Source organism: Chlorogloeopsis fritschii PCC 6912 (genome assembly GCF_000317285.1).
Taxonomy (GTDB): Bacteria; Cyanobacteriota; Cyanobacteriia; order Cyanobacteriales; family Nostocaceae; genus Chlorogloeopsis; species Chlorogloeopsis fritschii.
This window is the reverse complement of record NZ_AJLN01000161.1, coordinates 20,861-44,869: the sequence shown is the minus strand read 5'-3', so window position 1 is coordinate 44,869 and position 24,009 is coordinate 20,861. Positions and strand designations below refer to the sequence as shown.

General features: G+C 43.0%; 24 protein-coding genes and 1 pseudogene. 8 read left to right on the top strand and 17 right to left on the bottom strand.

The features are described 5' to 3' along the window. The 4 genes from UYC_RS0135095 to UYC_RS0135080 form a co-directional block, all read left to right on the top strand. Positions 1 to 291, top strand: a 291-nt coding sequence (locus UYC_RS0135095) for a P-loop NTPase family protein (protein ID WP_016879875.1), incomplete at its 5' end; no start/stop codon positions are given. Positions 292 to 364: 73 nt separating this feature from the next. Then, complete coding sequence (locus tag UYC_RS0135090; protein WP_016876070.1) at positions 365 to 1,411, top strand: tRNA guanosine transglycosylase family protein; 1,047 nt, start codon at positions 365 to 367, stop codon at positions 1,409 to 1,411. Between the two features lie 314 nt (positions 1,412 to 1,725). Then, complete coding sequence (locus UYC_RS0135085; RefSeq protein ID WP_016876069.1) at positions 1,726 to 2,319, top strand: ParA family protein; 594 nt, start codon at positions 1,726 to 1,728, stop codon at positions 2,317 to 2,319. After that, on the top strand, positions 2,316 to 2,636 hold the full coding sequence (locus UYC_RS0135080) for a hypothetical protein (protein ID WP_016876068.1): 321 nt from the start codon (positions 2,316 to 2,318) through the stop codon (positions 2,634 to 2,636). The genes UYC_RS0135085 and UYC_RS0135080 overlap by 4 nt, the downstream gene beginning before the upstream one ends. 391 nt (positions 2,637 to 3,027) lie before the next feature. Here the strand turns inward: UYC_RS0135080 and UYC_RS0135070 are convergent, their stop codons facing one another. The 3 genes from UYC_RS0135070 to UYC_RS0135060 form a co-directional block, all read right to left on the bottom strand. Next, complete coding sequence (locus tag UYC_RS0135070) at positions 3,028 to 7,251, bottom strand: tetratricopeptide repeat protein (protein ID WP_016879874.1); 4,224 nt, start codon at positions 7,249 to 7,251, stop codon at positions 3,028 to 3,030. 38 nt (positions 7,252 to 7,289) lie between these two features. Beyond that, a complete protein-coding gene (locus UYC_RS0135065; protein ID WP_016876065.1) occupies positions 7,290 to 8,303 on the bottom strand; it encodes a ParB/RepB/Spo0J family partition protein in 1,014 nt (337 codons plus the stop codon). A gap of 413 nt (positions 8,304 to 8,716) precedes the next feature. Beyond that, on the bottom strand, positions 8,717 to 9,679 hold the full coding sequence (locus UYC_RS0135060; protein WP_016879872.1) for a tyrosine-type recombinase/integrase: 963 nt from the start codon (positions 9,677 to 9,679) through the stop codon (positions 8,717 to 8,719). A 206-nt stretch (positions 9,680 to 9,885) separates the two neighbouring features. Here UYC_RS0135060 and UYC_RS0135055 point away from each other — a divergent pair, with 206 nt between their 5' ends. Next, positions 9,886 to 10,494: a hypothetical protein gene (locus UYC_RS0135055; protein WP_016876063.1), complete on the top strand. Its 609-nt coding sequence runs from the start codon at positions 9,886 to 9,888 to the stop codon at positions 10,492 to 10,494. 44 nt (positions 10,495 to 10,538) lie between these two features. Then, positions 10,539 to 10,943 (top strand): nuclease A inhibitor family protein, encoded by a 405-nt coding sequence (locus tag UYC_RS0135050; RefSeq protein ID WP_016876062.1) that lies wholly within the window; start codon positions 10,539 to 10,541, stop codon positions 10,941 to 10,943. 5 nt (positions 10,944 to 10,948) lie between these two features. Here UYC_RS0135050 and UYC_RS0135045 read toward each other — a convergent pair whose 3' ends face one another. From UYC_RS0135045 to UYC_RS0134995, 11 genes and pseudogenes are all read right to left on the bottom strand, one after another. Beyond that, complete coding sequence (locus UYC_RS0135045; RefSeq protein ID WP_016876061.1) at positions 10,949 to 11,776, bottom strand: DNA/RNA non-specific endonuclease; 828 nt, start codon at positions 11,774 to 11,776, stop codon at positions 10,949 to 10,951. A 336-nt stretch (positions 11,777 to 12,112) separates the two neighbouring features. Then, positions 12,113 to 12,772, bottom strand: coding sequence for a hypothetical protein (locus UYC_RS0135040; RefSeq protein ID WP_016879871.1), 660 nt, complete (start codon positions 12,770 to 12,772; stop codon positions 12,113 to 12,115). 212 nt (positions 12,773 to 12,984) lie between these two features. Next, positions 12,985 to 13,224 (bottom strand): annotated as a pseudogene (locus UYC_RS0135035) (DUF4351 domain-containing protein); the annotation flags it as partial. Between the two features lie 109 nt (positions 13,225 to 13,333). Beyond that, positions 13,334 to 14,224 carry a DUF4351 domain-containing protein gene (locus tag UYC_RS0135030; RefSeq protein ID WP_016876058.1) on the bottom strand — a complete coding sequence of 297 codons (891 nt, stop codon included), beginning with the start codon at positions 14,222 to 14,224 and terminating at the stop codon, positions 13,334 to 13,336. Positions 14,225 to 14,562: 338 nt separating this feature from the next. Further along, positions 14,563 to 16,578, bottom strand: a complete 2,016-nt coding sequence (locus UYC_RS36100; protein WP_016879870.1) for a type IV secretory system conjugative DNA transfer family protein — start codon at positions 16,576 to 16,578, stop codon at positions 14,563 to 14,565. Next, positions 16,575 to 17,117, bottom strand: a complete 543-nt coding sequence (locus tag UYC_RS0135020; RefSeq protein ID WP_016879869.1) for a hypothetical protein — start codon at positions 17,115 to 17,117, stop codon at positions 16,575 to 16,577. The genes UYC_RS36100 and UYC_RS0135020 overlap by 4 nt, the downstream gene beginning before the upstream one ends. Positions 17,118 to 17,132: 15 nt before the next feature. Continuing rightward, complete coding sequence (locus tag UYC_RS0135015) at positions 17,133 to 17,852, bottom strand: GumC domain-containing protein (protein WP_016879868.1); 720 nt, start codon at positions 17,850 to 17,852, stop codon at positions 17,133 to 17,135. A 61-nt stretch (positions 17,853 to 17,913) separates the two neighbouring features. Continuing rightward, positions 17,914 to 18,261: a hypothetical protein gene (locus UYC_RS0135010; protein WP_016876054.1), complete on the bottom strand. Its 348-nt coding sequence runs from the start codon at positions 18,259 to 18,261 to the stop codon at positions 17,914 to 17,916. 79 nt (positions 18,262 to 18,340) lie between these two features. After that, complete coding sequence (locus tag UYC_RS0135005) at positions 18,341 to 18,586, bottom strand: hypothetical protein (protein ID WP_016876053.1); 246 nt, start codon at positions 18,584 to 18,586, stop codon at positions 18,341 to 18,343. Further along, complete coding sequence (locus tag UYC_RS0135000; RefSeq protein WP_016876052.1) at positions 18,583 to 18,927, bottom strand: hypothetical protein; 345 nt, start codon at positions 18,925 to 18,927, stop codon at positions 18,583 to 18,585. The genes UYC_RS0135005 and UYC_RS0135000 overlap by 4 nt, the downstream gene beginning before the upstream one ends. A 3-nt stretch (positions 18,928 to 18,930) precedes the next feature. After that, complete coding sequence (locus UYC_RS0134995; protein WP_016879867.1) at positions 18,931 to 20,007, bottom strand: ParM/StbA family protein; 1,077 nt, start codon at positions 20,005 to 20,007, stop codon at positions 18,931 to 18,933. A 266-nt stretch (positions 20,008 to 20,273) separates the two neighbouring features. Between UYC_RS0134995 and UYC_RS37050 the strand changes: the two genes are divergently transcribed. Both UYC_RS37050 and UYC_RS0134985 read left to right on the top strand, forming a co-directional pair. Further along, the gene (locus tag UYC_RS37050) at positions 20,274 to 20,444 is read left to right on the top strand and encodes a ribbon-helix-helix domain-containing protein (protein ID WP_016876050.1); all 171 of its coding nucleotides are present in this window, start codon (positions 20,274 to 20,276) and stop codon (positions 20,442 to 20,444) included. A gap of 316 nt (positions 20,445 to 20,760) precedes the next feature. Next, on the top strand, positions 20,761 to 22,185 hold the full coding sequence (locus UYC_RS0134985; protein WP_235082988.1) for a helix-turn-helix domain-containing protein: 1,425 nt from the start codon (positions 20,761 to 20,763) through the stop codon (positions 22,183 to 22,185). Positions 22,186 to 22,257: 72 nt separating this feature from the next. On the opposite strand, the gene UYC_RS37045 is transcribed toward UYC_RS0134985, so the two are convergent. The 3 genes from UYC_RS37045 to UYC_RS0134975 all read right to left on the bottom strand — a co-directional run bounded on the left by UYC_RS37045 (position 22,258) and on the right by UYC_RS0134975 (position 23,881). Then, the gene (locus UYC_RS37045; protein ID WP_200862418.1) at positions 22,258 to 22,446 is read right to left on the bottom strand and encodes a type I restriction-modification system subunit M N-terminal domain-containing protein; all 189 of its coding nucleotides are present in this window, start codon (positions 22,444 to 22,446) and stop codon (positions 22,258 to 22,260) included. Positions 22,447 to 22,565: 119 nt separating this feature from the next. Then, a complete protein-coding gene (locus UYC_RS0134980; protein WP_016876048.1) occupies positions 22,566 to 22,910 on the bottom strand; it encodes a type II toxin-antitoxin system HicB family antitoxin in 345 nt (114 codons plus the stop codon). Positions 22,911 to 22,996: 86 nt separating this feature from the next. Then, positions 22,997 to 23,881: an RAMP superfamily CRISPR-associated protein gene (locus UYC_RS0134975; protein WP_016879866.1), complete on the bottom strand. Its 885-nt coding sequence runs from the start codon at positions 23,879 to 23,881 to the stop codon at positions 22,997 to 22,999. Between the last annotated feature and the right edge of the window lie 128 nt (positions 23,882 to 24,009).

Genomic DNA, 24,009 nt, shown 5'->3' with positions numbered 1-24,009 from the left:
ACTAGTGGTAGCCAGCGATTTAGAGTTGCTATAAGTCTAGCCCTCGCTATTGGTCAATATGCAGGACAAGGCGCACGCCACATCGAGTCAGTCATCATCGATGAAGGCTTTGGTAGTTTGGACAAAAACGGGCGCGATGATATGATTCAAGAACTTAACGAATTACAACATCGACTAGCACGCATTATTTTAGTGTCGCACCTAGAAGATTTCTCCTGTGCTTTTTCCAATGGTTATTCTATTGAATTAGTCAATCAAGCCTCAAAAGTCAGACCGTTAGAACCTGCCTAGTCTAAAAATACTAAATTGCTAGTAATGTATAAGTCTATGCAAAACTACATTTAGTTGCTTAGGTCGCCTGTTAATGCAAATTGTTGCTGGCATCAGTCTGAAAGGAATCAAACCTCGCGTGTGGGATAAAAACTCTCCTTATTATCTTCCACAATTGCAAGCAGTTATGGTTTCCTACGCTGAATTTCATCAAAGACCAGTGCTTCGACGTAAAGTTATGGAGCAAGGTATTAGAAAATATCTTGGCATCCCAGAAGAAGTAAAGCTTTACCTTGATAATGGAGCTTTCTACTTTATTAGTCGCGGTGGAGAAATAGTAACAAAAGACTATGAAGAATTTGTTCAAGGCGCGAAACCAGACTGGTGTCCAATTCCTCAAGATTTTATTCCCACCCCCAAAATGTCATTGTCCGAGCAGAAAGAGTGCTTTACTCGGACAATGAAAATGAATCTTACTTATAATAAAGATAAACAATTTATTCCTGTTATTCACGTTAGTAATTTTTTAGAGGATTATGTTATTAAAGTAAAGAAAAATAAGGCACTAAGACTAAAAACAGGAATTGCATTGGGTGGTATTGTTCCCAACTTGCTACGCGCACCAAAAGCCATACCATATCAAAAAGTTTTAGAGAACCTTCAACACGTTCGAGAAGAATTTAAAGATAAAAAACTTCATGTATTTGGCATAGGTGGTACAGCAACATTACACATAGCAGCATTATTAGGAATTAATTCTGTGGACTCAAGTGGGTGGCGCAATCGGGCGGCTCGTGGAATAATACAGTTACCAGGAACAGGGGAGCGAATAGTTGCCGAATTGGGGAAATGGAAAGGTCGCAAGCTTAGTCAAGACGAGTTTAAACAACTTGAAGAATGCCAATGTCCAGCTTGTAAAATGTATGGTGTGGCTGGTCTTCAACAAAATGGAGGTATAGGCTTTTGGAATCGAGCTACTCACAACCTGTGGACTCTTCTAGAAGAAGCTCGGCTGATTGAACAACATTTAGTGGCAGGTACTTATCAGAATTGGTATCCAACACATCTGGATAACACTATCTATCGCCCACTCATTGATCAAATAATCAAAATTTCTCCCTCTGTAAATTACACAGCTTAGTCGGTCATAGCATGAAGCCGAGATGCGCTGCTGGCTTCTATTGATGAGTTGAGTGAAGAATATAATTTTAGATATTTGCGTACTCACATACTCAAAAACACAAATATTCAAACAGAACAGTACATAAAATGACGGCGATCGCCTGCTTGATTTTTTGCGTATCTAAAAACTCAAATATTCAAATACTTGATGTTTTTTCAATGAGTTGGTAAATTATGAGCATCAAGTTTTCAGATTTTTGCGTACCTGAAATTTCAAGTATTCAAAAACGCAAGTTTTCAGTATTTTAAAAACTCAATATTTAGCATGACACCATGATTATTACAGTTGCATCATTCAAGGGGGGGGTGGGCAAAACGACGACTGCCGTTCACCTCGCTGCTTATCTCCAGTCCAAGGGGGAGACACTGCTCATTGATGGCGACCCCAACCGTTCTGCTAGCGGCTGGGCAAAACGTGGCAATTTACCCTTCAAAGTAATTGATGAAAGGCAAGCTGCTAAATATGCGAAGAATTATCAGCATATTGTCATCGACACCCAAGCGCGACCGGAGCAGGAAGATTTAGAAGCATTAGTAGAAGGATGCGATTTGCTCATTCTTCCCACTACTCCTGATGCTTTATCCCTCGATGCCCTCATGCAGACTGTAAATGTCCTCAAGTCATTAGGTGCTGACCAGTTCCGTATCCTAATTACCCGCGTTCCACCCAAGCCCCGGCGGGATGGAGAAGAAGCAAGAGAGATGTTGACTGAGGCTGGATTACCTATATTCAAAGGGAGTATCCGCGATGCAGTCGCTTTTCAAAAAGCTGCACTAGCTGGTGTACCAGTTAATAAAGTTTCCGACCCACGCGCCAAGATTGCTTGGCGAGATTATCAACACATCGGTCAAGAGGTGATCAAGTGAGCAAATTTAAAAGTCTTTTGGATACGGTAAAAGGTCGTGAGCCGGAGCCAGAACCAGAAAAACCTCCTCAGGATTCAGATGTCAATCACAAAAAGCCAGTTGTTAGACAAGAGCCTATTGTTGAGCCACAGCCCGAACCAAAACGGGGACGACCAAAGGGTAAGCGTTCTGACCCTGATTACGAACAGGTGACGGCTTACATCCGCAAGGACACTCACGCCAGCATCAAAATTGCCCTGCTTCAGGAAGGTCAAAAGCGCGAGTTTAGCGAGCTGGTTCAGGAATTACTAGAGCAGTGGGTTAAATCGCGTACTTGAAATTTCAAGTACGCAAAAACCTGAAAATTCAAATATATTCGGTAGGTTGTAAAATTTAGAGATAGGTCAAAACTTCAGGCGAGGTGGTTTCTGGGACAGAGAATGAGTTTGCTGGTATTATCCTGGTTGATTTAGTGGAAAAAGCTTATTGTCGCGCGCTCCTTCTTCACGCATACCATTATCAGAAACCGTTGGATCAATAACTAAAATGCGTACCTGAAATTTTAGATATTCAAAAATCTGAAAACTCAACCTTTAGGCAGGAAGCAGGTCAAATACAGCCAAATAGCTCACAACTCAAGTTAAAAGAGGAGACTTTCAATGAGTACTGAGCAAACCTCAACTATAGCAATTCAAACATAAGCACGGCGGTAATATTTTTGTATTACACCTATGCTCTCAGAATATGACCATGCAACCATTGTTCAAAATTGGAAGGTATACCGACACCAAGTCCAGATGCAATCGTTTTGAGAATAGACTGCGCTCGTTGAGTTTCAGGTATGCTCTGTGCTTCTGATAATTCACTTTCAATTAGCCGAGGAGTACTAAAGCGGAATCGCGTCTTCTCAAAAGTATTAGTCCAGTATCTTAAAAGAAAAGGCAAAACGATACGACGGTAAGTGGCAGAAGATGGTGTCAACCACTTATACAAGTAATGCGTAACATATAGATGAGTCATAAGAGCGCTTTGAGGTGTAGCTTTATTTTGTAATGATGCGACTAAGTAACCAATTGCCCAGAGAATTTCATGTTCCGGAGTGAACCCGTTACTCCGGTTGATAAGTTCCTCGAACGATGCTTGTTGTAAATAAATTTGTTCAATCAATTCAGATGCTGTCACCCAAAGCACCTGGTCAAAAGCTATAGCACTGACTTGCTGGCAAGCTGCGACAACTTCTTGTGCTTGTACCTGTATTAATTCGGGCTGGGAGATTGCTACAGTAGCAAGCCGAAAAACAATAGGAAGTAACCCCATTGTAGCCGCATCACGTTCTGCCCTTAGCCACAGTTCATTTGGCTTTGAACCAAGCAGAGCTTCCACATTAAGATTGGGTTCAAGAGCATTCATGCCTGCGTCAAAACGTTGTTTAGATGCAATTAGAATCGCCCCCGTTTCTATGGCAAAATCAAGAACTTCGACGTAGCGGCTATCCAGCAGCAGATGGGGTATAGCATTTGTGCCAAGCACCGGGAGCGCGGTCAGTTGATTAGTTTGCCGTGCCACCTCTATTCCTTTTAAAGCCCATTTAGCTGCTTGTTCCTCATCGCCTGTAGCTTCAGCAAAATCCGCAAGATGTACAGTTAAAAAGCTATCATAAGAGTTATTGTAACGTGCTGCCATCTGAGGACGATGGGTGAAAAAGAACCCTCGTTCAGGTGCTACATATGGTCCACCATCCAAAGTGTTAGTCGGTGGAATTCCCCTACACGCAAGGGAAACCAAATATCCAGATACGTGACTAAACACGACAAAAAGTTCTTTCCAATCATCTGAATCCGTTTTACAAGCGAAAAGCCGTTCCGCAGCTTGCTCCCAAGGCTCAAACGCCCCAGCTAAGTCCCTAGCCAGCCACCGAGCGATAGCCAGTTCTCCGAGTGTCTTTACTAGCGTGTTTTCTGAAATGGCATCATTACTTTGAGCCAATTTTGCGGCTTGTTGAACGTACTTGAGCGCTGCATCGGGATCTTCAGGTGCTACTGCACGACTTGCTAGCATTAGCGCATCCAATCTAACAGTAGGATAGGAAGTTGTGTCTTGGCTTATCGCTTTGTTTAGCCAAGTCAGCGCTTCACTATTGCGGTGAGCATTAAAATACTGTCGCCCCATGCACTCGGCAATCAAAAGCTGGATGCGAGGTTCATCAGACTGAGAAATGACAGCTTCAGCAGCAGTTACTGCTGCATCAATATCATTTAAGTTTGTTCCAAGAACAGCTATCTGTGTACGCACCGCACATGCCCACAGTAGTTTTATTTCAAGTTGAGAAGCTCGCTCTGCTAATTCACGCAAGGCATCAAAAACTATGTGCCACTGCTGATTCTCTCTTGGTTTAGCTTCCTCTTTATGGTATAAATCTTCAGATACTATCAAACAACCAAGTTCAGCAAACCCATCTGTAAATGCACGTCGCCGCTGTCCATCTGTAAGATGCTCTAAAGTGTAAATCCAATCCCGCAGATGGTCAAAAGAAGCAATTCCCTGCTTAAGATTTGTCCAAATTAGGATTTCCAATGGCTCGCCATCAGGGAATAATAATTCACCCGTGTCAGGCATTTTTATTTCTGACCAAAGTTGAAGCGCAGACCGCACATAGCGGTTCATGCACATAGGGTCGTACTGAGAAAATAGTGAGTCTACAAGCAGTATAACTCCAACTACAGCTACAGCTTCCTTCTCAGATGCTTGCCTAAACAGTGCATCCAAATCTTCGACTAAGTAGGAAATACTCATGCCATACTTGTGTCGCACTACAATTTGTAATCCGCGCAGAAACAGGCGCGTCGTTAATTCCATTTGCTCTGGTAGTTGTTGGTCTGACCAAAGCAGCAACAAACCCTTATCATCAACGAGAACATCCAAATCCATCAAACTGCGAAGCCCAGAAATCAGTAGCCAGCCCGCACGATTGAAATTTTCAGCGCCGCAAAAATGTATCAGTGCCTGCATCCCATCTACTTGATTTAGCTGCTTTTTACGTATGATGCGCTCACCAAGTAAGAAATGACACTCTTTGCGTGTTTCAATAAGCAAATCATTACTGCCAAGTGCTTGAACCAGTGGTGAAACTAGCAAGCGATTGTTATCATCCCGTTGTACCCAAAGTCCAATTAGGGTGTTTAGACGTTCGCGTGGTCGCTCCACAATTGGCTTAACCGATGCAACTGCTTGCATATCGTCAAGCGAAAAATGTCTTTGCACCAAGTTAAGTCGGTATAAAAGCTCTCTAGTTTTTGTGTCTTCGATAGTTACTAATAACCTGCTAATTGTCTCGTTGTTGAGTTCTGCTGTATATTCACTCTTGAATAACCCCTCAAGAACGTCTTCGGTGAATTGCCAATTCTGCTGAAGTAAGTACCGTGCGGTCGCAGCTAGCAGTAATGGGTGTTGCTTCGCCAAGCCGTTTATGAAAGTAACCAACTTTGTAGTCAACAGAGAAGGAGGTGCCCCGTAAGCCAGAAGCATTTCAGATGCTTCCTGGTTATTGAGAAGCGGAATTTCCATCACATAAAGTGTCTGAACATTAAGGGATTCGCGCAAATTAAGTGGCAACTCATAACAACTAGTTGACAAGAGGTGAACACCTTTCTCTCGGCAACTATTCGCCAGTAGGAGTAGTCGCTCCGAAAATTCATCTCCTCCCAAAAGTCGGGGTATATCATCTAAAACGAGCATTTGCGATGGCGATCTCATCAATGTGTCCCAAGCTGCGTCTAGCCGGACACAAGCTTGTTCAGTAGTTAGCCCACGCAATCGCAACCAAGCAGTAGTAACACTGCAAGCACGAACAACTAAAATGGCTAGTTGGGTTTTACCTGTTCCTGCACTACCATGAATTGCTATCCAAGTGTGGCTACTAAAAAGACCTGTTAAATTATTGACGGTTTCTGCTCTACTGCTAAGATGCTTGACAGACGGAGGAACGTCCAGAATTGGTGTAGTGACAGTGTACCTGATTGACGCATCAATGCCTTGTTCCCTCGCTAAGCGTTGTACCTCAGCATTAATTAGCGTAATCGCCTGGTTAGTTTGTGATAAACCTTGCTCTAACGTACCTACACGAGATTCAATAGCTTGAACCAAAACCCAAAGGTTGTTGAGCAGTTGGCGATCGCTTTCACTAAGGGGTGGCAGAGAAAGTTGCTGGGTTAGCTCATCTACAGTTAACTGCTTACTTCCACGCTGCGAAAGCAGCTTGAATACGTAGAGAAAAAGCCGTTGGTATTGCTCTTGCGCCTGGAGATTGTCTGTAGCGTGCTGCTCGATAAGCAGTTTTTGAAGCTTGGGACTTAACGATAAAGCTTCAGGTGCGTTCGTACTCCACTCAAACTTGCAAATCAGGTCGAGGAGTTGGTCGTCACTAGCAGTTGTAATGAAGTCACGAAAAATCTGCCAGGTATTATCATGAAGCTTGTCAGGTTTCTTAGCACTGTTTAAAATTTTACGAATGCCTTCCAGAACCTCGCGTTGTGTCGCTGCTTGCCATTTCCCTTGGCGTATTTGTTCCCATGCACCGATAGCTGGTGTTTTGTTAGGTATCAGCGACAGTCGCTCTTTGCCAATTTTGCTATTAGTCGTAAATCGAAATACTAGGTTCGCGCTTGGGTTGCTCTGGCGATGCTCTATAAAACAAGCGATAGCGGTTACAGCTTCAGGAGTCTTGAGGGTAATGGAATCATCGCGATGCTTGACCTGTTCCAGCAGTCGCTGCTGTTCATCTGGAGTAGCTGTAAGCGAACGTGAAACTATATCTATATCTTCACCACACTCAAGTTCAAGGGTTTGTCCAAGCTGTAAGTTCAACCAACGCTCAATCGTCAGGTCAACTTGGTAGACATACCCTCGAATCGTGTTCCATGCATCTCTATCACGCAGTGTCGTGAAGGTAGACATAGCTCCAAAAACTCAAGCAATGCTTAGAAAATATAATTTTACTCTTCCTTAGCAATAAGCGCTTGTAGCTCTGCCAATAAAGATTTCAACTTCTCCTGTTTGTCAGGATTAGACCACACCTTTGACTTTTTGACTTTTTTGTAGGTATTTTCCAAGAGCTTTTGAAGTTCCCTACCCGAAGAGGGTGGTTGTAGAGCTTTGACCTGCTCTCGGATTTCATTTAAGGACAGAGAATGCTCTATAGCAGCTTCCAGCAGTTCCATACGGTCAAAATTCGACAAAACCTTATTTATCTCCCTAGCTTTTGTATATTCAATTTGTCCAGTTCGCAGAGCATCCAAGATGTCACTATGAAGGTTGAGCAACGGCAATCTGTGCGTCCTAAAAGCCTCCGGGGTCATCTTGCCAATGCTTTTAAACACTTCTTCAATTATCTGTTTCTCTTCTGGGCGGACATCGTTGTCCGCCATTATACCTCTTTGAGCTTTGGATAGTTTGTTGAGCAGCGAGACAATCCCCTCCTTATCACTTTCCAGCCTACTAGCCAATAAATCTAAAATCCCTTCCGTCTCCTCAACCGGATTCAAGTCCTCCCTTTGCAAATTCTCAGTAAGCGCATACTGTATTGCCTGTGTATCAGACATCTCTCGGATTGTCACAGGTACTTCGTACAAGGAGCATTCTTTAGCTGCCTTAAATCTTCTGTCTCCAGCCACCAACTCATACTTATCACCCACTGGTCTTACTAATAAAGGCTGGAGGATACCTTCACGGCGTACTGACTCCACCAGAGATTGCATAGCCTTGGGAGCAAAATAGCGCCGGGGTTGAGTCGCAGGCATGACAATCATGGATAACGGCACTAATTTGGGAGCCAAAGAAGAATCTTCTTTCTTATCCAAGACCACCGTAGTAGAATCTTCAACATTTTCTAAGGGCACTGTAGAAGCAGCTACATCAGAAGAATCTTCTTTTTTCTGTTGAACAACGTTTTTTGACTTAGACTTGCTTGAAGTTGCAGGCGGTCGTCGGGTAGCTTGTCTAGGACTCATCTTAAAATCTCCATGAATAATGATATTTCATCAAAACTGTGGACACAGTTCTGATTCTTTCTAGTACATTATGCTTTGGGTCTACCATAGCTACCGCGCCAAATACAACCCACTGCTTTCATCAGGCCGGATGTGCGTGTAGAGACTAGTAATGCTTGATTCATTACTCTAAGTCCAGTCAGAATAATAAACCTCCTAAGAGTACGATGATTTGCGTCCCCGTCCCGTTGATTGAGGCAGTGCGGGAATTATTTCGCTTGCACAGAGAAGGGCATACAACTGCTATCCTTCCTCCAAGGCTTGCAGGTATAACCAAGATACGGGGCTGCATGATCCAGTACGATAAGCAGACCTTGATTTATCAACGGTTTGAATGAGCCAGATCTGCCTAGTAGGGATTAGTGCGCTCCCGTTTACACCAAATCTTCCAACAGCGCGGTAATTCTCCCCTGCGCCTTAGTACGGTTGTCGTCGTAAATCATCAAAGTATTTAAACTCGCATGGCGACTCAACTTTTGCACGCTCCTCACATCTCCCTTACTTGCATCCAGTGCCGCCGTCACCGACGAATGCCTAATTTTGTGCGGGCTGATGGTTTTGGATATGCCAGCAACTGAAGCGATTTCCACAACAATCTTGCGGATACCATCACCTGTCAGCCTATGCCCGTAGCGCGGACGTAGCGAAATAAACAAGGGTTGCTTAATATCTAACTCAGATCGTGCCAACAACCAATCTTGGAGTGCCGCACAAGTCTTATGATGTAAATCGATATTTTCTTTTTGCGTACCCCTACCTTTTCCCAGGATAGCCAGCGTTCGCGCCTCCAAGTCCAAGTCTTCAATATTACATCTGGACACTTCCTCTCTTCTGAGCGCGTTCGCCCACAACAGCCGCAGCAGTGCATAATCCCGTTTTCCCTTCAACGTATCCCTATCAGGCACTGCTAACATTTTTTTAAAAGCTTCCGGTCCAATCCCCGTCGTATCGCGGTACGGCTTAACCTTCTCGCACTTTATATCTGCAAGCGTCCAGTCACACTTCCCCACACCGTAGGCATAATTAACCAGTGCCTTAATCGCCGCCAACCGTCGGTTAACAGTAGCTTCCTTTAATTCCCTATCAACCAGCGTCGCCTTGTAGCGCAAAACGAGGGTAACCGCCGAGAACCTGTCCATTTGTAGAAACTGCGCTACCAACACCGGAGTTGGCTTCTGACCACACACCGTCATAAAAAAGTTCTTTAAATCTTTAGCGTACTCGTGCCGGGTGCTTTTGTTACGCTTGCCCACCAACAACTCCTGCAACAAATCACGTTCCGGCAAGATCGCAAAGGGATTTGCCCATGAAAGCGAACTATCATCTGGTGGCGGCATAAACTATCGAAAATAAACCTTTTCGATACTTATTGTACGCCATGTGTCCCTTAATCTAACCGGTTGTCGCCACTCATCGAATCGCAACAGTACTGTTCTTTCATTCATGTTTCTGTACCAACAACGGGGCAGGCATAAACTGATATCCTGATAGCAATGCTATCTGTTCGATATCGTGCTTCATCGATATCAATACTGCTATCACCATGCCTGACACTAGTAATGACAAACCCAGCCAGATGATCCGCGTACCCACTCCCCTGATTCCAGCAGTTAGGGAATTATCCCGGTTGCACCGACAAGGACTTACAAACGAGGTACTTCACTCTTTGGATGAATTAATACTGGCGTTGGACAGTAACAGTAGAAGCGCCAACTCTACGAATCAAACGCTATTAGCTATTTGCTCACGACTTGATAAGCTAGAGTCACAGTTGTCAGGCGAATCTAATAGCAAAGAAACACCCTCAATCCATAATCTCGCCGATTTAGAACAAAAAATTGAGGTGATTACAAATCGGATGGCACAATTCGCCGAGGCGATTATTAAAATTCAAAATCATCTCAACAACCAACCGAGACGGCAGAAGAAATCGTACTACAACAATTCATCCTATCAAGGGCAAACTCCACGTATTCAACCGCTAACGGAAGAAAGTTTAGCTGCAAGACTTGGTTTAACGATAGAAACTATACGCGAGCAGCGAATTAATCTGCCACCACCGCTTTTTGTGGCATGGTGCAAGGGCAAGGATAAATCTGGTATGGGGTGGCAGTTTAATCAGGATACGGGACTGTATCATCCGGTAAGTTAAGGGATCTAGGACAAGTACGAAATTCGACAAGCGATCGCTTTTCTATGACTAGCACCAATTCAGAAATTGTTGAGCAGCTAAAACGTGCATCCGATGGTTTACTGTTCATGAGTGAGTCGGAATATCCATTTGAGGTTTTTCTTTGGGAAGGTATTGCACCTGCGACACCTGAAAAAGTTGTACAACAGACACATCATTCACAAGATACACCCGTTGAAATCGTGGGGGTTGACGACTTTTTAAAAGTAGCTACGACTCCTGAAGATTGGCACGGCGAAGAGGAGAAAGCAAGCGTCAACAAATTTCAAGCTCTTGTGCAAACACTTAAAGAAAACCTGAGCAATTTGCAGGTGTATCGCCTCGGACACAAAGAGGTTGATGTTTATATTGTTGGTCAAACCCCGACAGGAAATTTAGCGGGGATTTCTACTCAAGTTGTAGAAACTTGACTTGCTTAAGGACTATCTACTTTGCTTTCAATAACTTCCTGAATATTTGGGGAAACTGAGGAGAGAAAATCATAGCCTGTGAGTTTCTCTAATTCGTCAACGCTGACTTTATAAGCTCTCCAGTCATTGTTGATTTCTTGTTCATTTGGTATGTTCACCGCGATGACACGAGTGCTGGCGGTAATACCATTAATCCCAGAGCCTGGGCTATCTAGTACGACAACAATCTTCCAAGTTGATTTGGGAACTGTCACCTTACCTTTAAGGGGTTCGCCAAGACTACCACTTGGCCCTGCAACAACATAAAGTTCTTTTCCCTGGCTTACCAAATCTCGGCAATAGTCTTCTAAATTTCCCCATGTGTTGCGATTATTGTCTGGTGTTTGGGGCATCATGTTGGTCATTAGGAAAGTTGAGGAATTATCCTCTTTTGTCTTGGTGCGGTCTGCCGAAGGTACAATATGGCCTCGGTCATAACCTGAACCAGAGTACATAGAAGGAGTTACCCGCTCCCAACCAGCAGGCAATGTGTTGTCTGGGCGAAAGTTATCTTGGCGCTCTGCGTCCCCTAACCATGAGGAGTTAAGCTGCCAGCTTGCCCAGTTGGCAGTTCCTTGGCTTCGGTTGTAGGAGAGTGCATACTGATTTTTTACCATGAGGTAATTATCAGGCGTAAGCTTTGTTGGAGTTGCACTGCTGGGATTTCCCAGGAGTAAATGCACACTTATTGATGGGGAAAGTTCTGTGTTAGGAGGCACTTGGGATTGCGCTGGCGAACACCCAATCACAAGCGCAACCAAAGCCGCTACACCCCAAAAACGACGGTTTGGCATAAATTTCTGGACTTTTAAAGATTTATCATCCCTGGCGGGAAGACCCCAAGTGTAACGCAGTGGAACTTGGGGATGAAAGCCCGGGCAGGATCTAGAGCACTTAACTATCAGACTGCCACTTAGTTTTGCCTTACTGCAAGACTTACAGTCGTTGATGGGTGGCCGCCGAGATACCTGCAATTTGAAAAATGGACTAGGTATCGTGACCCAGGCTCGCTTTGTTGGCGATTTAATGAAGATGATCTGTTATGTCATCCTGTAACTCTGTAAGGTAGTCAACTTTCAAAAAAGTAATTATCCCCTTTCTACAAGTTTTTACTTAACTGCTTAAAACCCTTAACTTTGTAACCCCATCTCCATTCTCGCTATCAGTTCTTGAGCCAGGGGATAAAATATTTCGGCACGTTTTTGTGCATTGGGACTAAACCCAGCGTCCGCAATCTCACACTTGATTTCTGTCTGTCCCGTTGCGGAATGGGATTTCAGCACAATTCGACCAAGTTTACCCAATTCGCTGTGGGTAAATACGAAATAAAAATTATCCCCTTTTTGTTCTTTAGTAAAACTAACTTTTGGTGGCATGTTGATGGGAGTCATTTCTACTTCGGCAATTGCAACCATCTCCATTGCACCAGAATTTTGAGCTACAAATAGCTGGGTAGTAGGTGGGACAACCATTACAACTACTGCTTCTTTGTTTGGGTTGTATTTCTGGACAACGCTTGATACTTCTCGCTTAAATTGCAAGTTCGTCATCCATAAAGCTGTTGAAGTATTAGCTTCGGTGATATACAAAAAATCTTGCTGCGTCGGCATTTGTAGTCCTAAGATTATGCCTCTACCGTGCGATTGATATTGAGTAGATGCAACTTTAAAGGCACTAGCACCAAATACTTCCATGACGGGTGTGTTGGGATTACTATGGTTTTGTGCCATGCATTCGTCAATTAATTTTTTGACCGAACCGCCAATTTTGTCTTGATTTGAATCGTTCAATTTACCTTATCATCCAAAATATTTTTATTATCATACTTGGAAATTGACCGAAGAAAGGCAGCTATGCTGAAGGGAAGAATTTGTTTCTGACTCTACCAAAAGGTGTCAATATAATTGGAGTTTTAAATATTCTCGAATTATGTTGAAACAAGTCGGAGAGGTTATCCCCGACTTGGTTATAAATTAATTAATCTACTGATGATGAGTTATCCTTATTGTTGGTTGAACCAAGTTTCTAAATCAGCAACAGTAGAAAAGTCTAATAATGCTTCTCCTAAATTCTCTAATTGTTCAATCGATAATCCTTTAATTCGCTCGATTAATGATGCATCAATTTCACCAAGACGGCGATTGAGTTGACGCAGTATTAAATCTTGTCCAACTTCAAGCCTTCCCTCTTGCTTGGCTTGTTCTCTGTCTCTTTGATAAAGTGGTTCTAGTCGCATAATTAAATAACTCTAATCATATAATTAGAGTTTAAAATATTCTCAAATTCTGTTTTAACAAGTCGGAGAAATTAGACCAGACTGGGTTATGAATTAATATCCTGATGATTTTAACTCATTGTTGGTTTAACCAAGCTTCTAAATCAGCAATCCCAGAAAAGTCTAGTAATGCTTCTCCTAGATTCTCTAATTGTTCAATCGATAATCCTTTAATTCGCTCGATTAATGATGCATCAATTTCCCCAATACGGCGATTGAGTAAGCGTAGAACTAGACGTTGTTCTCCTTGCTTATTTCCTTCCTGTATAGCTTGTTCTCTATCTCTTTGATAAAGTGGTTCTAATCGCATAACTAACTCCCTATCATCTTCTTCTAATTCTTGGTTTACTCTCAAGTTTTCGCGCAAGTTGTAAACTAATTCGAGTGTTGCTTTCTGGTATGGATGATTTAATGGTAACGCTTGCAACTCGACAATCGCTTGTGACTGCACGCTTCCCCTTCCCAAAAGCCTCAACCACAAAGTCTCCGGTGTTTGCGGTAGTTGGTGTATCGCCACAATTGCTGTCCGCAAGGCATCTGGCAGAAAATGTACTCCCGATAACCAATCTTCTTTTTGAATAGTTCCAAAGCTAGACAATCTAGTTTCAGATACGGTAGGTGTCAGCACCCACAACTTGGGAATTTCTGAGTCCTGAAGTTTGGTTTTATTTGCTTTAGCTTCTCGTCGCAATAAAGCCTTTACTTCTAATAATTTTAGAATACAGTCGCATATTTCATCGGTAGAAACTGGATTGCGGAATGGTTCTATGAGCGCAGGATGTTCAGCAAATCTTCCTAGCAATCCTAGCACTTGTAAATTAGAGCTTTGCTGTTTATTAGGAGTGAATAAAACATCTATTTCTTTAATCTCTCCTGAAACTTTTTCTGATGCCTTGACTTCTCCGTAATCTTTTAATAATTCTTCCAGATAGTCCTTGGCGAATTTATCATGTATAAAGCGCGTCATTCAAATTAAATTTCGGGATATTTATGGAGGATGATTAATAATTGTATTATACATATTCTGACAATTAAATAACTATTTTTAAATTGATTGAGCTATTACTGGTAATTTAAACTAGCTTGATTCTGGAGATATCAGTCGAATATTTTTTTATTGGATTATCTACTACTTATAAGTTGGATTTTTGTTGGGGAAGAGAGTGAAGTGTTGGATTGGTGTTGGATACTGTAATCTCGATATATCAATACTTTTGGGTATTTCGGTTGGTTTTGGATGTGTTGGGTAAAAGTGCATATATTCCCCAAAAAGTGGAATTTATCCACCCCATCCAACAGTCCAACCTAATCGACTAATCTGTAACTATCTTCACCTGCACAAATGACTTTCTCTTTTTGCACAAGTAGGTTGAGTTCGTCGCGAATTTGTGCTTCCGATATGCCCTTGAATTTATTACCTGCATTCTGTTTAATTTGACGTGGAGTCTTTGCACCTTTCCCCTTAAGATAATCAACCAGTTTGGTTTGAATTTCGGTTAGTTTGATATCTGGGCTTGCTTGATTGTCATCAATTGCATTTTCATCAACCCGATGATTGGTTGTTTGATTAAGCAGACTATTTATACTAGTCGTGGATAAATCAATATCGAATTCCAGCTTGAGTAGATTATCAAGATATTCCGGACTAACTGTATCAAGTTGAATGGCTGGTTTAATTCCTGGCTTATAACTGGTGATGTCTGGCAGAATATCTAGCTGCATCGGGTCAACTGAGATAAATATTAGCGGTTGTCCTAGTTGCTTGGATTGTGATTTTAGGTCGGTAAATCTTTCTTTTAATGAGGAACGCAGTACTGCATCTTCTACAATCTTGGCATTAGTTATGAGGTTGTACAGCACACCATAGCTGTCATTAACTGTGCCGTCTGCTTCAACGTTATAATTGCCTTGGGCGATGATGTAAAGGTTTTTTCTAATATTACTGTCACCTATACCCAAGGCAGCTAAATTAAACGATTGAGTGTCGATAATCAGGCAAACATTTAGTTCTCTACCGACTGTAATAATGGTGCTGATTTTCTTGAGGTATGGTTGAAACCACGCTTCGTCCTTGCAAGTCTCGTAAATTGAATGCCAATCAGCAAGGATTAATCTGACTGGTTGATGCTCAAATTCATAGCGGCGATGTTCCGGTACTCGACGGCGTTGGTCATAGCTGTTGTAAACTTGGTCAATGGCAGCCATCGCCAGTTGTGGTTCTAAAGGGTCAAATAAAAGTACCCGTCCTTTTTTGTCTAGCCCACAAAAACTGTCATTCTTTTGAGCGATCGCCCAAACATCAGCTTGGGGAAAGCGTTTACTGAACCTGTTGAGCATATAGCTTTCAGTCACCGATTTACCAGCACCAGTGCCACCTACAATTAGGGTTGAGCGCTTGGCACCCAAGATGCGATTAAGCGGCTCCAGGGTGGGACTTGCATCATTACTAGAAGTCCGATTTTGGGTTGTTTCAGAGATTTCACCCCCTGTATTCTCACTTTCTAAGCGTGCTTCTTTATCCTCCGAACCTTCTACTTTGTCGCTGGGGTCAACTGTTCCCTGTAAAGTTTGGCTTCCTTGCAGGTATGGAGTCTTTGAGGAGCGTAGAAAGTTGATGTACTCCTGCTTCTGTTGCTCGCTCATCCCAGCAGTTTCTGCTTCAAACACCGCGTCGTTGGCTTCTATCTGGGTAATTTTGATTTCGGTTTCACCCAAGATTTCGGCTTTTTGGATGTCTACCGTGTGGTCGTTGGCAATCAGTTCTAGCTCAGTCTGCAATTCTACCTGTTTAACCGCAACAGCGCGATAATCATCTAGTAATCCTGATTGTGCCTTGAGTTCAGCCCGTGCGTAGTCCCGTTTCTCTGCTACAGTCTGGAAATTGGCTAGCTGGCGTTCTGTGTCTTGCAAGTGCCTGAGCATCCACCCCGCAGTGGCAAACCCAACGAATGCACCCATCGCCCACAGGGGTTTGTAAGGGTTAGTAGCTTTGACCAAACCCTTGGGTGAAATACCCTCATTGGGTACAACAACCGTAGGCATTCCGTCTTTCTGCCACTGCTGCCAGTGCCATAAGGTGATGCGGTAAGGGCGATTGTTCTTATCGACACACCGTAATTCTTGGTGGGGAGTGCGAATGCAAAAGTAAATGCGATCGCTCGCGAACTGAGTCCAGGAAGCAGCTGCACAGGTTACGCCGATGGTGAGAGAAACCCCAATGGCTGCAATCTTCCTATCAAAAGGCAGTTGTCCGAACCACTGCATGAAGCTGGACTGCTGCTGACGAGCTAATTGTTCGTGTTTGGGGGTCAAGTAGCTCATCTTCTCTCCCTACTAACACTGGTAATATAAACAACCAAAACAGCGATAACTACTGCAATCCCTACTCCCGTTGTCCAATTTGATTTGTTGGTAGGTGGTGCATACATCTGTTGGATTTCGCTCTGTGCCACAGATTTAGATGTACTTGCTTCCCACCATTCGCCCACAGGTTCTGAGAGGGAACACAGGAGGGCAAGGGAGGCACTACAGCCCGTCATTATATTGGTTACTTGTCTCCCCTTCTCCCCTACTGCCGTTGCGGTGAAGTACAAATGTGCTACACCCAACGCCAGAAGCAGACCAACAGGGTGGACTTGGAGCAAGTGGAAGGTAAAAATCACGGCGGAGTTGAGGGATGCTCCAGCCACAATCTCGCATAGATTGCCTGCCCGTCGAAATGTCCGTTCCCGGTTGTTTTCTGGTACGGGCGGAGGCTGTGTGTTGGATTGTTGGGATTTTACCTGTTGTGGTTGTACCAGCCCCATATACTCAAAAGGGCTGGTGTTAGTCGGTTTATCTTCGGGCTGACGTGCCAACACGACTCTATCCTCCCCTTAGCGCTTACTTAAGCCATCCCAGAAATTAGTCCACCAATTTCCAAAACCTCTGGGTATCCCAGAAGCAGAGACAGAACTGGCAGGGGGACTACTAGCAGCAACTGATACTGGTATCGTTTCCGGTTGCTCTTGGTGGGGGTTCAACGCCCTAGAGCCATATCTGGCACGGGCAAGTAATTCCTGCCTTCTAGCCCTCAACCCCTCTTGGATGGTTTGACGTTGTTCGCTTACTTGGTGGCGACTCTCGATGGAAGACATCTTGTTTTCGTGTCGCCACAGTTCCGCTTGCAAGTCTTGGTGTAGTTGCGTGGCAATCTCAGTAAGGGCATTCTTCCGCTTTTGCTCAATCCGCAGCAAATCCGCCCTATCTTGGGCATCAACCTTCTGCATTTCGGCATCAAATTCGGCATTGAGCTTCCTGATTTTGGCGATCGCGTTTGCCACTTTAGAGCCGAACTGTTTCCTTAGCTCAGTCCATGTCACCTGCCCGTCAGCCAGCTTTTGCATTGCCTCGAAGTAGGTCTTGGCGTTTTCTAAAAACGGGTCGAGGTACTGCGCGAGTTGGTCGGCGTTTTGCGCCATGTCTGCAAACTGCTCTAGCTTGCTGACATCAGAGAGATAAGCCAGAATATCAGCGTCTACACCTCCCCAAGCGAGGGATTTTTCGTCAATGTGGGAGCTATGCCCCATTGCTGGGTTTTTGATTCCAAAATCCATAAGTCCTCCTAGAAATTGCCCCAGGTCAACGCCTGGGACGTTGCTTAATGACTATTAATGTCTAGCCATGTCTAGTCAAAATCTTTCTGGTATTGCCCCAACGGAGTTGGGCAGTCAGCGCTTCGATTAGCCCTTCTACCTCATCTTCAGCAATACCCTCAAGAATGGCGATCGCTTCACGGATATTGCTCTGACATTCTTGTGAGTACCCCTGCAATGTTTCATCAGCAGCGTGTTTCAGGGTGTACTCTCCTTTGTCAGCAACTTCGATGTGAAACAGGTAGTAAGTCAGTGTAGCTCTCAAGGCAAGTTTTTCAGTATGGTCTAAGGAGTCTAATTGTGACCCGAAGCGTTCAACAAGGCGGTCAATTTGGTCAGTCTGGGTGAAATAAGTTACTGGTTTTGTCATGATGGTTAATGTCCTAAATCTCATTACTGGGATTTATGAAGGCAGGAGGAGTGACGCCTGAGATTCGCAGTCCGTAGTGTCACTCTCCTTTAAATGCTTTGGCTGCACATTCCATGCACTGGCTGACTGCCATCTTTGCGTCGCCCAAGGGTACATCTACATGTAGGTAATTCAATAACTGGCTAACTGCCATCTTTGCGTCACCCAAGGTTACATCCACGGAAGGGATATAGTCATCGACAATGACTTTAAACTCTGCACTGGCGATAATTTCGCCCAACCACTGCTCGATTTGGTTGAGTTTGGCGATTTGGTCTATTGTCATGCTGCCTCCGACTCATACAAATCACCCAAGTCTGCGTCAAACTCAAAGTTGTCTGGTTCTGGAACAGATGCTTTAAGTGTTGGAGCATCCGTCGCCTGTTGGTTCAATCCAACAACTCTACTACCAGGAACCCAACTCATCAGCCAACTAAACAATTTGGCGAATGGTATCTGTTTCGCCATTGACTGCGCCAACTTGTGTTCGTAGATAATAGCGTTGGTCAGGGTGGTTAACTCAGCACTGGTAACTAAAGATGCTGGTTTGTCTAACACCCTCTGTGCATGTGACTTGAGATATTCCTCAATGTGTGGCTCTAGGCGCACTCGCTTGTTCTCTGCCATTGGTTATTTCCCCCGCTGCATTCTGCCAAATGCCATGCGTTGCAATCCAACTGCATTGGCCCAACATCCCTCTGGTACTGGGGTAATACCCTCTCGTTGCAGCATGGAGGCTATTCCTGGCATCTCGACACCACCGCCCCAGGCGACAAAACTTTGAGCGGCATCTCGCCATTCCTCAACTTCTTTAAAGGCAAGGCGCAGGCGATCTGCTAACCAAGGTTTGAGATGACGGGCATAAATGTGACGGAAGTTAAAATTGCGAGTGCCGTACTGGAATAGATGCGATTCAATACCCTGGCGAATAATTTCAATGCTGCCAGCTTTGCCCGTTCCCAAGAATTGAACCAATTCTGGATCTGCGGCTATTGCATCCAACAAGTCGATACATCCTCCTACCTCTAAAACTTGGCGATGGATAATGCTGCCACCTGGGGCGAAAACTGTGGGGATAACTGTGGATGTACCAAAATCTACTGCGATGGCATGGGCGCTGCGGTCAATTAATGGTTCAGGTTTGGCTGAAACGCAGTAGGAGTAAGAGCCTGCACCTTCGGGAACAACCAAACTCACGTTCAAATTGACCTGTGACATCGGCGTATTTTTGCCGTTGAAACTGACTGTGTGACTGCCACTGGTTTTGTCGGTTAACAAATTTTTGAAAACCTTGACATTATGTATAGATAGCACTAAATGCAGGTTCCACTCTTGACGGTAGGGCAGGGTAGCCAACGCCCCAAGTAACGTGTGCAAGCCGTATTCAGCCTTGAGCGCTGGGTCGTCACTGAGTTTGATGTGGGTTGTAGGGGCTTTCCAACTGGCAAGTGTACCAGTGAGGAATTCCCGTCCAACTAAATCCTGCCTGTCGCCTGAGTGGTAGAAGAAGTGTCCTCCTTCATCTGAGGTCAGGACATCGTGCAATTCTTCCTTAATTTCCAGCACTTTTGAGGGAGTACGGACTCTTGTTTGGGTAGTCCCATTGCCTAAGCAAAGCTTTTTTAGCCCTGCCCCTGAGTCGTCTCCAACTGCAATTTTTGAGGTAGTTTGGGGTGTTTCAGCCTCTTTTAGCTGAGTAGCAATCATTATTCAGTTCCTCCAGATATTAGAGTTTCAGGCGCTCAATCCTTTGTCAGGAGTTGATTGAAGCGATTTTTTTGACAATAAAACTTTGTCACCCAAATTAAACTGCAAATAGGCTTGCAGTCAGGTTTTTGGGCGTTTTTAGTCTATGAATGTTAGGATAACATCAAGTACATCACCTATCAACTAGTACATCAAGTGCTGTTTTAATTAGGGTAAGTAGCAGGACAGCGCATAATGTCTACTGAGTAGATAATTTATGCCTTTGAATGCCTACAAAGAAGCCCAGAACTACCGTTACTTTTGACCCTGATGACTATGAGGAGTTGCAGCAGTGGGCTGAATCTGAGTTTAGGTCTGTGCCACAGCTAATTCTTGCAATAGTCAAAAGGGCATTGATTGAACGCAGAGAACGCAGACAAAGAGAGGAGAAAAAGTGAATGTAGCAAAAATCAACCCTTTAGAACTCCCATCGCTGCCATTGGTTGAGCGATCGCGGCCTGTCTGGCTAGCGCACCAGGAATCTACGTCGCTATCGACTGACTAGGCTCTTTTTAGTACATTGGTCTGTCAGTCACCCCTTAGCAACGTTGATTACAACACCATCGGCATTTAGCTGATATGGGCGGAGTCAGGTGTAAAAGATAATTTCAAAATAATTTTATGGCTAATAGCGATTGCATAAAAAATAATTATGAAAGCTTCTATGTAGAGGATTTATGCTCACTAGTAGGGCTTGTTAAAAAAACAGCCCCCGTGACTAAACCACCATTATTTCAAACAACTGATGATGCTCCCGTAATGACTTCTCACCCTTACTTATCAGGAGCGCAAGCTTGTTTAGGAAAAACCCTTTGGGATGATATTGAGGGTGTTCCTTGTTTTCGGCGCTTTTTTGGTCAAGGTTTTATAGAACACAACATCATTAAAGAAAACCCAGAAACCAACAGAATAGAACTTGTAGCTGGGAATGCAGCCTGGGAGATTATTCAGAAATTTAACCCAGAAGTTGCTTATATGTTTTTAGTTTTTGCATCTTGCGCCACGGATTTAGAGCAACCTTGGTCAGGTGCATTTACCATCAAAGGAACTGATTTAATTAAAACTTTTGGTTGGAGTAATAGAACAGATTTAAGTTTGGGTAATAAGCTGAAAAAACTCGGAATTCTTGCCCAGCAAGTAGCCCACCTGAGTATCACTATTAATGAGCTTGATCTAAAACGGATGAAATATTCAGCCGAAATTCAAGCTATGTGGCGGTTGAAGCTTAGATATGAAGGAGACGTATCTCCAACCGTGGAACATAATCAGCCTAATAAAGTTAGCAATGAGACTGACGAGCCTACAGAGTTATTCATCACGGTTGGGGCTAATGACTGGGTTCGACCGTTTCAGGATTTAGAAAACTACCGCTCACTGTATGAGTACGGACTTTTAGCTAAAAGCACTCTGCAAATCAATCCTTATCACAATCCGATGGCTGCAAAGCTAGCAGTATTCCTAACCATAATGAGCCGAATTAAAATTGATGGGGAATACAAGGTAGGAACATTACTAAAACGGATAGGATATCTTTCAGAAACACAATTGCAGGAGCTTCAGAGTACGAGTAATCGTTATAAAAGAAAGGAACTAATTGAACAGTGGGATAATGCCTTATTAACCCTACAAGATTTGGGTTGGCAAATTAGTTTTGATTTAGTTACCTACCCAGAATCAATTCAACCAAATTGGGTATTACCAGAAGATAAAAATATAGAAGGACAGCGACGACCTAACGGGTGGCTAAATATTTGGCTAGAAGCCAAATTAATTATCAAACCTACGGCAAAGATTCAGGAAAAGCTAGAAGCGATTAACGCTCCTGCACTTCCAGTTAGCAAGCCCAAGCCTTACTCTGAGCCAAACCTTAAAACTGTACTCACCGAGAGTAAAAATTCGCACACTAACAAGCAAAAAACCACAGCGCTAGAAAATAGCCAAAAACTAATTCCTGGATGGGCTTTGGAAGAAGCTTTGAAGCTTAGAGGATGGACTAAATCGCACCTAGCAGAACGGTTAGGCTTGCAAAAATCCCTTCCTGGTAAGTGGATCAATGGAAGCCGTAAAATTCAACCCCTTCATTTAAAACAGCTTTGGGAGTGGTTAGCTCCAGAATTAAACCAAATTATGAGCGATTAAACTATAAGGGGTAGTGTGACTGTTGCTGCGACCAGGGGCAAAGTACGCTCTTATCCTTGCCAACAAGGCTTTTTAGATGATTAACGCTGCGGTACTGCTTCGAGAGAATAATCTTTGGATAAACTTCCAATCTGCGTAGCGGAGGAAGATTAAACCCAATACTGGTACCGAATATTCAGAAGATTTAAGCTTAGAGTTTGCCCTTAGTTCATCGGCAGCATCCCATAGGCGTTTTTCTAAGTCAGTTGTGTTCGCAGGCATAGGGAAATTGTCATATTGTCATTAGGATAACCAAAGTTATGAGTATAGGACTTTTGGGTTGTCAATCACCGAATGACATACAAAATTTAGGTATGTAAAGATGAGAGTTACTTCACAGCTTAAGCGTGGATTGTTTGCTCAGCAGCTTTAGTTAAAATCTCGTCCATCCATCCGTTGATACTCTTACCCGCTTTACTGGCCGCAATAAAAATTTTGCGATGATTTTCTGGTGTCGTGCGAAAAGGAAGTTTACCAGAAAAAGGTTTATTAGGCTCTTCTCCTGATTCTTCACACCATTCGAGATAATCATCAACAGAATCTTCAAATGCTTGACGAGCTTCTTCAACAGTCTCGCCTTGAAATGTAATTACGTCCTTGATATCTATAACACGACCACAAAGAATGTTCTCTTCCGTATCGATTTCTAACTGACCTGTGTAACCTTTGTAAGTAAACATAATCATTTACCTTTTTTGACCTGCTCTCTTCTCTTAAGCATATCTAATATGCAATTGCTTTTCGACTTAGACAGTACTCGTTTTCCAGCTTATTAAGGTGGTACAGATGCTATGAAAACACGGTTAGATAGAGTATCTGATGAGTCATAGACAAGCTTTAGTTTTATTTTCAACTTATTTACTAAACCATCTATATATATTCTAGCTAAAAATGGGGATAAGTATTGTATTTTTATAAAGTTAAATAAAACCTTTTTAAAAATTAATTCAATCTTGAAATTACAGGAAATTTTTATCAATAAGTCATTGGAATATCTCAATACATCAATTACATATTTGCTGAACTCTGTATTACAGACAAAACTGTTATTTTCATAATTGATTAAATCTTCTACTACAAAAGCTAAATCTTTTGTATATTTAATCTTATTATCTTCTGTCACAATACTAGTGCTTGTTTGGATAAGCAATTCAAATTTTTCATAGACTTTGCCTAAGTCGTGACACATGTTAGCCAATAGAAGATAGCTTCTAGTCATTGTCGAATCGTTGGGATAAGTGTTGTGGGCATGGACAGACAATGATGCCTGATATGCAGCATTCACCCGTTCTAAACTTTCTGTTTTATCTCCAGGTATAAAGTAAGCTGTTTTGAATTCATTTTGAGTTGTTAAACAATTCCTAGAAAAAATATCATCACAAAAATTTCTAGTAACCTTTTCAAAATAAACAAGAAGCCAAGGATAAAAATAACTCTTACCGCTTCCATTAGAGGCTACTATTACTATTTCTTTATCTGTATCTGTATTCTCTTCTGACGAATCAGCCAATTTTCTCATTATTGAACGAAATTTGCCTTTTAAAGATGAAGAGGGTAGATAGAATTTATTTGTGTTTGCTTCTATAGTCCACAAACCAGGTGCGTCTAATAATACGTCAAGCGGGTAATTTATATTTTCTTCTTGGAAATCATTCATGAGTTTTTCTATTTTTCTCCAATGATTTACATGAGGGTTATCACTTTAATAATTCAAAACAATATTTAAAATATAATGAGCTTTAGTTTAACGAGGGGAGTAATCACCCCCCATTTATAATATTTTTT